Origin of the sequence: Intrasporangium calvum, assembly GCF_028446585.1 — a bacterium.
GTDB classification, from domain to species: domain Bacteria; phylum Actinomycetota; class Actinomycetes; order Actinomycetales; family Dermatophilaceae; genus Intrasporangium; species Intrasporangium calvum_A.
The window spans coordinates 20,792-31,478 of record NZ_JAPFQL010000035.1; the positions used below are offsets into that span (position 1 = coordinate 20,792).

Annotated in this window: 11 protein-coding genes; 3 read left to right on the forward strand and 8 right to left on the reverse strand. The window is 67.5% G+C overall.

Features of this window, described 5'->3' with window-relative positions:
- Window positions 1-2: 2 nt before the first annotated feature.
- Complete coding sequence (locus OO014_RS09605; protein ID WP_272462087.1) at window positions 3-176, reverse strand: hypothetical protein; 174 nt, start codon at window positions 174-176, stop codon at window positions 3-5.
- 482 nt (window positions 177-658) lie between these two features.
- On the opposite strand from OO014_RS09605, the gene OO014_RS09610 reads away from it, so the two are divergent.
- Genes OO014_RS09610 through OO014_RS09620 form a run of 3 tightly spaced genes read left to right on the forward strand, consistent with a single transcriptional unit; the run spans window position 659 to window position 3,436 of the window.
- Entirely contained in the window at window positions 659-1,837 is a 1,179-nt protein-coding gene (locus tag OO014_RS09610) for a TIGR04053 family radical SAM/SPASM domain-containing protein (protein WP_272462088.1), read from the forward strand.
- A 56-nt stretch (window positions 1,838-1,893) separates the two neighbouring features.
- Entirely contained in the window at window positions 1,894-2,940 is a 1,047-nt protein-coding gene (locus OO014_RS09615; RefSeq protein WP_272462089.1) for a DUF2804 domain-containing protein, read from the forward strand.
- Window positions 2,941-2,998: 58 nt separating this feature from the next.
- Window positions 2,999-3,436 carry a VOC family protein gene (locus OO014_RS09620; protein WP_272462090.1) on the forward strand — a complete coding sequence of 146 codons (438 nt, stop codon included), beginning with the start codon at window positions 2,999-3,001 and terminating at the stop codon, window positions 3,434-3,436.
- Window positions 3,437-3,461: 25 nt separating this feature from the next.
- On the opposite strand, the gene OO014_RS09625 is transcribed toward OO014_RS09620, so the two are convergent.
- From OO014_RS09625 to OO014_RS09655, 7 genes are all read right to left on the reverse strand, one after another.
- Entirely contained in the window at window positions 3,462-3,809 is a 348-nt protein-coding gene (locus OO014_RS09625; protein ID WP_272462091.1) for a VOC family protein, read from the reverse strand.
- A 537-nt stretch (window positions 3,810-4,346) separates the two neighbouring features.
- The gene (locus OO014_RS09630) at window positions 4,347-5,312 is read right to left on the reverse strand and encodes an aldo/keto reductase (RefSeq protein ID WP_272462092.1); all 966 of its coding nucleotides are present in this window, start codon (window positions 5,310-5,312) and stop codon (window positions 4,347-4,349) included.
- A gap of 175 nt (window positions 5,313-5,487) precedes the next feature.
- Complete coding sequence (locus tag OO014_RS09635) at window positions 5,488-6,378, reverse strand: NAD-dependent epimerase/dehydratase family protein (RefSeq protein WP_272462093.1); 891 nt, start codon at window positions 6,376-6,378, stop codon at window positions 5,488-5,490.
- Between the two features lie 31 nt (window positions 6,379-6,409).
- Window positions 6,410-7,375, reverse strand: a complete 966-nt coding sequence (locus OO014_RS09640; protein WP_272462094.1) for an aldo/keto reductase — start codon at window positions 7,373-7,375, stop codon at window positions 6,410-6,412.
- Between the two features lie 4 nt (window positions 7,376-7,379).
- A complete protein-coding gene (locus OO014_RS09645; protein WP_272462095.1) occupies window positions 7,380-8,162 on the reverse strand; it encodes a FadR/GntR family transcriptional regulator in 783 nt (260 codons plus the stop codon).
- A 32-nt stretch (window positions 8,163-8,194) separates the two neighbouring features.
- Window positions 8,195-9,199 carry an ABC transporter permease gene (locus tag OO014_RS09650; protein WP_272462096.1) on the reverse strand — a complete coding sequence of 335 codons (1,005 nt, stop codon included), beginning with the start codon at window positions 9,197-9,199 and terminating at the stop codon, window positions 8,195-8,197.
- 20 nt (window positions 9,200-9,219) lie between these two features.
- Window positions 9,220-10,687 (reverse strand): sugar ABC transporter ATP-binding protein (locus tag OO014_RS09655; RefSeq protein ID WP_272462097.1); only part of this gene is annotated, 1,468 nt, incomplete at its 5' end.

Here is a 10,687-nt window from a genome sequence, read left to right on the forward strand (position 1 = left end):
CCTCACACGATGGCGAGGGCGAGCAGGCTGAACAGGACGACGTTGAAGGCCGTCACGCCGGCGACCACCGTCGGGGAGGCCCCGCGGTGCAGCTCGACCTTGCGCAGATGGAGCGTGAGCGCCGAGCTGAGGCCGGAAATGACGATCACTGACGTGATGAGCAGGAGGGGACTCATCCCGGCCTCAGCCCGGAGGGGCCGCTGGGTACCTTCGGCGACACACTTCGACGCTAGGACCCCCAGGCCCCCTCGCCAGGCCCGTCGGCGTTAAGGGACCGTCAAGATTCTCGACATCGGCGGCAAAGTGCCTCGGGTCCTGCCACGCCGCTCCTACATTGAGAAGTGCGCACCCGTCCTTCCCCCTGGAGGCGGGTGCGCCTCACGTCCCGGGTGCCCCCAGCCGGAGCGCGCCGCCGCCTTCGCGCGCAAGCGAGCCCAGCGGCATACGACAACTGCCTGGCCCGTATGCCGCTGGGCTCGCTCCGTGCGAACGTCACCTCGAGCGGGCGCGACGTCCTCGGCTCGGCGGTGAGTGATCGGGTTGCACGTGCTGTGGCCAGCATCTCGCCCAGAGGGGACAGCGGCGAGATCCTGTAGTACTACACTTCGTCGTAGTAGGACAGGGAACGATCTGCCGACACGAGGAGGCCACGAGCCCCATGTCTCCGCACAGCCCCACCGCGCCCAGCAAGGTCAACTTCGACCAGCGGCCGATGCTCGTCTTCTGGGAGGTCACGCGGGCCTGCCAGCTGGCCTGCAAGCACTGCCGGGCCAACGCCATGGCCGGCGCCCTCCCGGGCGAGCTGACCCACGAGCAGGGCCTGGACCTCATCGAGCAGGTCGCCGGGTTCGGCCGGCCCTACCCGATCCTCGTCCTGACGGGCGGCGACTGCCTGCTGCGGCCGGACATCTGGGAGCTGGTCGAGGCCTCGCGCGCCAAGGGGATCCCGACTGCGCTGTCGCCCTCGGTGACCCCGCAGCTCACGCCCGCCACGATCGCCCGAATGGTCGACTCCGGCATCAACGCCGTGTCCATCAGCCTCGACGGGGCGTGTGCGGCGACGCACGACGGCGTTCGCGGCATCCCCGGGCACTTCGCCGACACGATCCCCGCGATCCGGGCCCTGTCCGACGCCGGCCTCACCGTCCAGATCAACACGACCGTCATGAAGAGCAACCTCACCGAGCTCGCCGATGTCGCCAAGCTCATCTCCGACGCCGGCGCCCACATCTGGGAGGTCTTCTTCCTCGTCCACGTCGGGCGCGGCGTCGCCGAGGGCGCGATCAGCCCCGAGGAGCACGAGGACGTCTGCCACTTCCTCTACGACGCCAGCCAGCACGGCTTCATCGTCCGCACGGTCGAGGCCCCCTTCTTCCGCCGGGTCGTCGCCTGGCGGCAGGACGGCGTGGCACCGCCCGAGACGGCGACCTACCAACAGCTGTCCGGGCGGCTCACCGAGCTGATGGGCGAGCCGGCCGCGCGCGTGCGGGCCCAGACGGCTCGGACACGGGACGGCAAGGGGATCGTCTTCGTCGCCTACGACGGCGAGGTGACCCCGGCGGGGTTCCTGCCGTTGCCGCTCGGCTCGGTCAAGGAGCGGCCGCTCGCCGAGATCTACCGCGACACCCCGCTGCTCCGGGACATCCGCGCGGCACGCTTCTCCGGCCGGTGCGGGGTGTGCGAGTACGCCGACCTGTGCGGCGGCTCTCGCGCCCGGGCCTACGCCGCCTTCGGTGACCCCCTGGCCGAGGACCCTGCGTGTGGGCACCTGCCCGGCACGGACGTCCCCGGACTGGGCTCGGCGGTCGCCCCGACCTTGGCGCCTGCCCCTGCCTGAGACCCTTCCGGTGGGCCGCCCGCGGGCGGACGAACCGGGCGAAATAGAGTTCCTCCGTGGCTGACGCCTCCCTCCCACAAGCCATCCCGTCCCGCCCGCTGCCAGAGCGCGAGATCACCTCTCCTGTGCTCCTCACGCTCCCCGACGGGCACCTCAACGACGCCGCCGTGGGCTGGACCCGCACCCCGCTCGTCGTCACCGACGGCATCGGTCGCGGACCCCGCGCCTGGGGTCGCTCGCGCCGCTGGGAGCAGTGGACGGTCGTGACGGCGACCCACGTCGTCGGCCTCTCCGTCTCTGACGTGGACTACGCGTCTCTGCAGGGGATCTGGCTGCTGGACCGCCGTTCCGGGGAGGAGATCACCCACGACTCCGTAGGTGTGCTCGGTGGCTCTGCTGCGCTCCCCGGCACCTTGGGCCGGGGGTCCGTGCGTGCGCGAACTCTGCCCGTCCGGATCGACATCGACGAGGTCGAGGGCGGCACCCGCCTGCGCGCCGTGGGGGAACGGATCCGGGTCGACATCGTCGCCCATCGGCCCGAGCGGCACGAGTGCCTGGGCGTCGTCGTGCCGTGGAGCCGCAGGAGGTTCCTCTACACCGTCAAGGACGCGGCCCGACCTGCCGAGGGCACGGTCTACATCGACGGCCGGCCTGAGCCCTTTCCGGCTGGGACCTCCTGGGCCACGCACGACCACGGGCGCGGGCGCTGGCCGCGGGCCTTGGCCTGGACGTCCGGCACCGGCTCGGGTGTGTCCGACGGTCGGGCCGTCGGCTTCCACGTCGGCGGCCGGTGGAGCGACGGCACGGGGTCCGCCCCCAACGGCCTGGTCGTCGACGGTCGGCTGAGCAAGCTGAGCGAGGAGCTGACCTGGGAGCACTCACCTGACGACGGCTTCGCCCCGTGGCGCGTGCAGGGTGACGCCGTCGAGCTGACGTTCACGCCCGAGCACGCCCGTACTGCGGGCCCTGACGTCAAGGTGGGACCGTCCACGACGAAGCAGTTCTTCGGGACCTGGTCGGGGCGGGTGCGCGACGAGAACGGGCTGTGGATCACCATCGCTGACATCTTCGGCTCTGCCGAGGAGGTCCGGACGCGCTGGTGACGCGGGGGCCGCGTGCCATGCATGGCCCTCGGCAGGCGCTCGCCGTAACGTGCAGGCCATGCCCATCAAGCTCGAGAACGTCGGCATCGCCGTCCGCGACCTCGACGCGACAATCGCCTTCTTCACCGACCTCGGACTCAGCGTCATCGGCCGGGACACCGTCAGTGGCGAGTGGACCGACACCGCCGTCGGCCTCGACGGCAACCATGCCCGGATCGCCATGCTCCAGACGCCCGACGGCAACGGGCGACTGGAGCTCTTCGAGTACATCCACCCGAACGCGATCGAGACGACGCCGACCCTGCCCAACGAGATCGGCATGCACCGGGTCGCCTTCTCGGTCGACGACCTCGACGACGCCCTCGAGACGGCCGCGCGGCACGGCTGCCATCCGCTGCGCGGTGTCGCCACCTACCGCGACGTCTACAGGCTGACCTACGTCCGCGGGCCCAGTGGCATCATCGTGATGCTGGCCGAGGAACTGAAGAAGAGCTGACCGCGTCGGTGGAGGCCCGCGCGCCTCACGGGGCCGAGAGCACGCAGAACTCATTGCCCTCTGGATCCGCGAGGACCACCCAACGGGCGTCCCCCTGGCCCACATCGACGCGCCGCGCACCGTGGGCCAACAGCCGCTCGACCTCCGCGTCCTGGTCGTCCGGCCGGAAGTCGAGGTGCAGTCGGCTCTTCGCCTTCTTCTCCTCCTCGATCCGGACGAAGTCCAGCCCCGGCTTGCGGTCCGGCGCCGGCCTGATCTCGAACTCGTCCGCCGACCGGTACACGACGACCCAGCCCAGTGCCTCGGCCCACCACTGCCCCAGCCGTTCCGGGTCGAGCGAGTGAACGACCACCTGTTCCCATTCCAAGCTCATCCCGCGACCCTAACCGCGGCGCGACCGGCCGTGCCCGCCAAGCGCGCTCCGCCGGATGCGAGATCGATCGATGGAGTTCGACTCCGGTGCGGTGGCCATGACCCAGGTGACCGAGCAGAAGGGCCCCCGACCGGCGTTTCCGCTGGTCAGGGGCCCTTCTGAGCACTGGGTGGCAGGTGAAGGATTCGAACCTTCGTAGCTTTCGCGACGGATTTACAGCCCGAGGCTCACGGGTACCTGATCTGCAGGGACATTGCCGAGCGCGGAACTTCCGCACAAATTCGACACTGTCCGTCGACGCCGCCCGGTGCGAGTCGCCGCTGATCGGAGCCATGCGGTCCGCAATCGTTTCCGCCTTGTGCGTGGTCGAGACCGCGCTGAACCCTCTGACGCGGGCCGCTACGCCACAAGGGCCGGACAGAACGCCAGTGCGGAGCATCGCTTCCTCGAGGGTGAGGGGGGCCTACCGGCCATCCCCCGGCTGTTGGGGTTGCCGCGGTTAGCTGGGTCTCTCGCCGCTCGGTCTCGAACTCTGTTTCAGGGCCGCGTCGGCCCGGATCCCGCGCCGGTGTCCTTGAGCGCTCCGCTGAGCTCGTCGAGGTCCTCCTCCGACAGTTGCAGGGTGGCGCCAGGAAGCCACGCGCTTGCCTGTGAGGGTCGGCGTGCCCCCACAATGGCGCCCGTAACCCCATCCCATGCAAGGACCCAAGCCACCGCCACCGCCGAGGGCGTCACGCCGCTGCGCTGAGCAACAGCCTTGAGACGCTCGACGAATGCGAGATTCTTGTCGAGGTTGGTGGTGAACTCCGGATCCTTGGTACGCCAGTCCTCGGGGTCCAAGGAAGCCATCCGCTCGGGCGAGAAAGCCCCGGTCAGTAGCCCGGACTGCATCGGACTGTAGACGATGACCCCGGTCCCGTGCTCACGGCACCACGGCAGCAGCTCTGAGGCGGCCTCGCGGGCGATGAGCGAGAAGGGGGGCTGCAGGGTGTCGACGTGGCCCAACGTCTCGGCGCGTCGGAGCTCCTCGACGTCGTGGTTGGACAGGCCGATCGCGCGGACCTTCCCCTCCTCCTTGAGCGCGATGAGGGTGCTCCAGTAGTCCTCGATCGGTGTGCCGTCGCCAGACGGCCAGTGGACCTGGAGCAGATCAAGAGTGTCGACGCCAAGGCGGCGCAGTGAGTCCTCGACTTCCGCGCGTAGGGAAGCCGCGTCTGCGATGCGCTCAGGGTCGTCGAATGGCCGCCCCTCGGGCACCAGGAGTCCGCATTTGGTGAAGACGTACGGCCGCTCGTCCTCGGGGATGTCCTTGATGGCGCGTCCCACGACTTCTTCAGAGTGGCCCATTCCATAGGCGGGGGCGGTGTCGATCCAGTTGACGCCCTGGGACAGCACGTACCGGATCGCCTCGACGGACTCGTCGTCCTGCTGGTCCCCCCATCCGAAGGACCAGCCACCACCGCCGATGGCCCAGGCCCCGTAGCCGACTGACGTGATGTCCATTCCAGTGCCACCCAGCGGGCGCTTGGGAAGTTCCACTTCCGTCTCCATTCATCCAACGGTTCGTTTCCGGACGGCTGGTCTAGCCATTCGGTCCGGCGTGCGCGGGGCGGCCGCACTCGTGCGAGCTCTTCGGCGGCCACCCCGGACGCTGCCCCCTCTCGTGGGGCCGATTCGGTCAGTTCGCTGCTGGCTTCGCGTGGCCTTCAGCGTCGAGGTAGTCCTTCCAGGATCGCTTGGGCGAGTAGCCGAGCACCCGCTGGGCCTTGGCCGTGGAGATGCCTGAGGCGTCAGCGCGGTCAGTGGGCCGGAGCTCGATCTTGTCGCCGTAGTGCTTGTGGAGCAGCTCGCCGAAGTCCTTTCCCGTGACGTTGTCGGGCGACGCGATGTAGAACACGTCGTGACCCGGCAGGTCGGACTCGACGGCCAGGACGATGGCGTCCGCCATGTCGTAGACGTCGATGTAGCTCCACAGGTTGGGCGAGAGGACCGACTCGTCACGGACCTGGGGACCCAGGTTCTGCTCGTAGTTCTCCTCGTACTGGACCCAGCTCGGGCGCAGGGAGATGCACTTGATGTCGGAGCGACGGACGGCGGCATCCATCATCAGCTCTCCGAACCACTTGGACAGGGCGTAGGGGTCCTGAGGACGGATCTCGTGCTCCTCGTCCACCGGAGCGTAGTCCGGAAGGTCCGCCCGCTCGGGGAAGAAGAACCCAGGCACGGTCTCGCTGGAGATGTTGACGAACCGCTTGACGCCGAATCGGATTGCCGCCTCGATCATGTTGAAGCTGGCCATGATGTTCGTCTGGAACACCACGTGCGGCGGGTTGCCGGTCGGCTCGGGGATGGCGGCGCAATGCACGACCGCGTCGACGCCTCGGGTGACGGCGAACGCATCGCCGGCATCCGTGAGATCGGCCATCGTGTAGGGCACGTCGCGGGGACCCTTGCGCTCGAAGGACGGACGCATGAGGTCGGTGGCCACGACCTCGTGTCCAGCGTCGAGGAGTGCCTCCACGGCTGCGCGCCCAACCTTTCCGCGGGCTCCGGTTACCAGAACTTTCATGGTTTTCCTACCTTTCTGTGAATGGCTCTAGTCAGCGGTTGTAGGCCGGTGCCGCACCTCGCAGCACGGCCCATACCGAGTCGCAGACTTCGAGTGCCTGCGAAGGAAGCGGCTCGTCGGTGACGGCCGCGAGGTTTTCGGCTAGGTGCTCAGGTCGCGAGGCACCCAGCAGGACGGAGGTCGTGACGGTGCCACCGAGCAACCACCTGAAGGCCAGCTGGACGAGGGAGATGCCCAGTTCCCCTGCCAGTTCTGCAAGCCGCCGGACAGCTGCGTGGATCTGCGCGTTCCAGTAGCGCTCCTTGTACATGGCCGAAGCGAAACGCCCTTCGGCGGGCTCGGCCGATCCCAGGTGCTTACCTGTGAGCATGCCCCCGGCCAGCGGGTTGTAGACGACGGTCCCGAGGCCGACGGTGCGGGCGAACTCGGCGTATTCGTCTTCCAGACGCCTGGAAAGGAGGTTGTACTGCTGCTGTGCGCAGAGGGGATGCGGGATCCCCAGCCCCTGTGCGACATGCCGCATCTCCGATATCTGCCACGAGGCGAAGTTGGAGACCCCCCAGGCCCGGATCTTGCCTTGCGTGATGAGATCGCCTACGGCGGCCAGCGTCTCCTCCACTGGAGTGGAGCGATCTGGCTGGTGCAGGTAGTAGAGATCGATGTGGTCGGTACCTAATCGTCGGAGGCTGTTCTCGAGTTCGGCCTGGATCCGCACCGCCGCGAGGGGCCTCCGGTCACCTTCGTCGGTCGGGATGCCAACCTTCGTGGCCAGCACCAAGCGGTCCCGGAACCCGGCGATCACCTCGCCCACCATCGGTTCCGAGCGTCCGCCGGCGTACACGTTGGCGGTGTCGATCATCACCACGCCCGACTCCAAGGCCTGCTGGACCAACGCACGCGCGCCAGCCAGGTCGACCTGGTCACCGAAGGTCATCGCACCGAGACCGAGCCGGGGCAACTCCAGGTCAGGACGTGCCGGGGGAGGCGGGGACTGCATGGGTTCATCTCCTCTTCGTGGGGTCGTGGGGGGGCTCCTGCTCGTTGAGCAGGTCGAGGACGGTCCCGTGCTTGACGACGAACGAGTCGAAGTCGTCCTCCGTCTGAGCCATGTGACCAGCCATCGCGGATTGAGCGGCTGCCGGATCACCTGATGCGATGGCCTCATAGATCCCGCGATGCTTCTCGATGGCGTGCACCCGTTCCTCCGGGAAGGCCGACGTCTGACGCCGTCCAATGAGCAGCACCTGTTCCAGTGGCTGGAAGAGGGCGGTTATGAACGGGTTGTCCGCCGCCGCCAGGATGGCTTGGTGGAACCTGATGTCTGCCTGCACGAACGCCTCGACCTCTGTGGAGGCGTGCGCTGCCTCCATGGCTTCGATGGTTGAGCGCAGCTGCTCCAGGTGGCTGTCCCGGCGACGGGCGGCCGCAAACCCCGCGACAGCCACTTCCACGACCCGGCGCGCTTCCAGGAGCTTGCGAGGCAGGGTGACGCGGTCGGCGTTGTGAGAGGACCGCGCCACCAAGAGGACCGGGTCGAGGGGGGACCACTCGCTCGGATCGTTGACGAAGGTCCTTCTCCCCTGCTCGACGCGCAGGACAGACTTCGCGGCGAGGGACTTGACTGCCTCCCGCACGGTCAGCCGACTCAAGCCGGACTTGTCCGCGAGGTCTTGTTCGCCGGGAAGTGGCGAGTTCGGAGGGTAGACGCCCGCAATGATGTCGTCGACCAAGGACTCCGCAAAGCCTTCGGCTAGTGCACGACGTGGGGGCATGATGGACTCCATCTCGCGGGGGGGTTCTTCCAGGGCTAGAAAACCTACAGACTGCCCTCGCGCTGCCTTCGCCACATGTTGAGGCCGACGGCGAGCACGATGATGGCCCCGCTGAAGACCTGCTGCCAGTACGCCGAGATGCCCAGCAGGATCAGACCGTTCTGGATGAGGGCGAGCAACGTGGTTCCCAGGATGGTGCCCAGGATGCTGCCCTCGCCTCCGAAGAGGTTGGCCCCACCGATCACGACCGCACCGATCGCGGCGAGCTCGTAGCCGCTGCCTGCCGAGGGCTGGCCGACACTGAGCCGTGCGGTCTCAATCACAGCCTCGAGCGCAGCCAGTGTGGACGCGATCGTGAAGATCGCGATCTTGACACGCCGGACCCTGATGCCGGAGAGCACCGCTGCATCCTCGTTCGAACCTAGGAAGTAGACGTGACGTCCGAAGATGGTCCGTGTCAGGACCGTGTGGGCAATGAGCGCGATCACCGCCGCGATCCAGACCGGGATCGGCACGCCGAACCACGAGCCTTGGCCAATCGTCAAGAAGCTGCCGGGAAGACCCGAGATGGTGCTTCCCTCGGTGATCCCGAGGGCCAGTCCACGGGCGACGGCCAGCATGCCGAGTGTGACAACGAACGATGGAATCTTGCTGTTGGCGAAGATGGTTCCATTCACCGCGCCCACCGCCGACCCGACGAGCAGTGCCAGGAGGATTGCCACGGGTATGGGCAGACCCAGGTTCACCATGAACATGCCGGTGAGGACACTCACCAACGCGACAACGGACCCGACGGACAGGTCGATCTGTCCCGCGAGGATGACGAAGGTCATGCCGATCGCGATGATCAGGGAAAGGGCGATCTGCCGGCTCACCACGGTCAGGTTGCTCTGTGTGAGGAAGTAGGGCGAGCGCCAGGCCAGGAAGAGCACGAGGAGCAGCAGCACCGCGGCGAGCCCGGCTTCCCTCGCACCGAAGATTCTCCTGAGCCGGTCCTTCATCTGCGAGTGTTCCTCGGGCGAGGGGCTGTTCGCGGTGATCGCGGCCACCTCGGGTGCTTTCTGGTTGATCATTTCTTGGCCTCCGACACTCCGGTAGCGAGCGACATGACTGCTTCTTCTGTGGCGGTCGCGGCGTCGAGCTCACCGACCACCCTGCCCTCGCGCATGACGAGGATCCGATCGCAGATCCCGAGAACCTCAGGCAGCTCGGATGAGATGACAACGACTCCCACGCCCTCACGGGCCACGGAGCGAATGATTCGATAGAGCTCGGCCTTGGCGCCGACATCCACGCCGCGGGTGGGCTCATCGAGGAGAAGAACCTTCGGGTTGAGTGCAAGCCAACGGGCCAGCACGACCTTCTGCTGGTTGCCACCGCTCAGCGTGCGGACCGGCACGTCAACCGCGGACGAACGCAGGTTGAGCCGTTTTGCCGATTCCCGAGCCAAGGCACCCTCGGCTCCGCCCTTGACGAACACCCAGCGACTGAGTCTCTTCAGGGAGGGTGAGGCGATGTTCGTGCGGACCGGAAGCCCGAGGAACAGACCTTCCCGTTTTCGGTCTTCGGGGACCAGCACCACGCCATGGCGGATCGCGTCGTCTGGATGCTTCGGCGCAATGGGGGCGCCGGCTACGGTCACCGTACCTGACGTGCGAGGGAGCGATCCGAAGATGGCATGCGCCGTCTCGCTTCGGCCGGCGCCGATGAGGCCGGCGAAGCCGACGATCTCTCCAGGGCGTACCGAGAACGAGACGTCCTTGACGCGATCTCCGGCGTTGAGGCCCTCGACAGTGAGGATGGGGCTCTCGGCAGTCACGGCTCCGCGGGTCTCCCCGCCGTACAGGTCTGTCAGTTCCCGACCGACCATCATGGTGACGATCTCATCCGCCTTGATGCCCGCGGCGTCGCGTACGCCGACCAGGCGCCCGTCGCGCATGACCGTGATTCGATCCGAGACCTCGAAGATCTCTCGCATGCGGTGCGAGACGTAGATGACGGAGACCCCCTTCGAGCGAAGCTCTCGAACGAGTTGGAGCAGGGTCTGTACTTCCTGTTCCGTCAGTGACGATGTCGGCTCGTCCATCACGATGACGCGGGCATCCATGGACAGGGCCTTGGCGATCTCGACCATCTGGCGGGTGGCTACGTTGAGACGGCCAACGATCGTCTCTGGCCTCGCAACGACCCGAAGGTCGCGAAGCAGGTCACGGGTGCGGGCGTTCATGCGCCGCCAGTCGACGCCGCCGAGGCGGTTTCGGGGCTCACGCCCGACGAAGATGTTCTCCGCGACCGAGAGATGCTCGGCCAGGTTGAGCTCCTGGTAGATGACGGCGATGCCGTGACGCTGAGCCTCACGAGGGTGCGCCATCTGCACGGGCGCACCGTCGACTTCGATCGTCCCCTCGTCCGCGTGCTCGGCGCCGGCAAGGATCTTCAACAGGGTGCTCTTGCCCGCTCCGTTCTCGCCCACGAGGGCCATGACTTCCCCGGGACGAACCTCGAAGTCCACACCGTCAAGCGCCACGACGCCGGGG

What these genes read in the sequence shown, in the direction of transcription:
- OO014_RS09620 (WP_272462090.1), top strand. Translation starts at nt 2,999, where the DNA reads ATGCCCATCAAGCTCGAGAACGTCGGCATCGCCGTCCGCGACCTCGAC.
- OO014_RS09625 (WP_272462091.1), bottom strand. Translation starts at nt 3,809, where the DNA reads ATGAGCTTGGAATGGGAACAGGTGGTCGTTCACTCGCTCGACCCGGAA.
- OO014_RS09640 (WP_272462094.1), bottom strand. Translation starts at nt 7,375, where the DNA reads ATGCAGTCCCCGCCTCCCCCGGCACGTCCTGACCTGGAGTTGCCCCGG.
- OO014_RS09645 (WP_272462095.1), bottom strand. Translation starts at nt 8,162, where the DNA reads ATGGAGTCCATCATGCCCCCACGTCGTGCACTAGCCGAAGGCTTTGCG.
- OO014_RS09635 (WP_272462093.1), bottom strand. Translation starts at nt 6,378, where the DNA reads ATGAAAGTTCTGGTAACCGGAGCCCGCGGAAAGGTTGGGCGCGCAGCC.
- OO014_RS09610 (WP_272462088.1), top strand. Translation starts at nt 659, where the DNA reads ATGTCTCCGCACAGCCCCACCGCGCCCAGCAAGGTCAACTTCGACCAG.
- OO014_RS09630 (WP_272462092.1), bottom strand. Translation starts at nt 5,312, where the DNA reads ATGGACATCACGTCAGTCGGCTACGGGGCCTGGGCCATCGGCGGTGGT.
- OO014_RS09605 (WP_272462087.1), bottom strand. Translation starts at nt 176, where the DNA reads ATGAGTCCCCTCCTGCTCATCACGTCAGTGATCGTCATTTCCGGCCTC.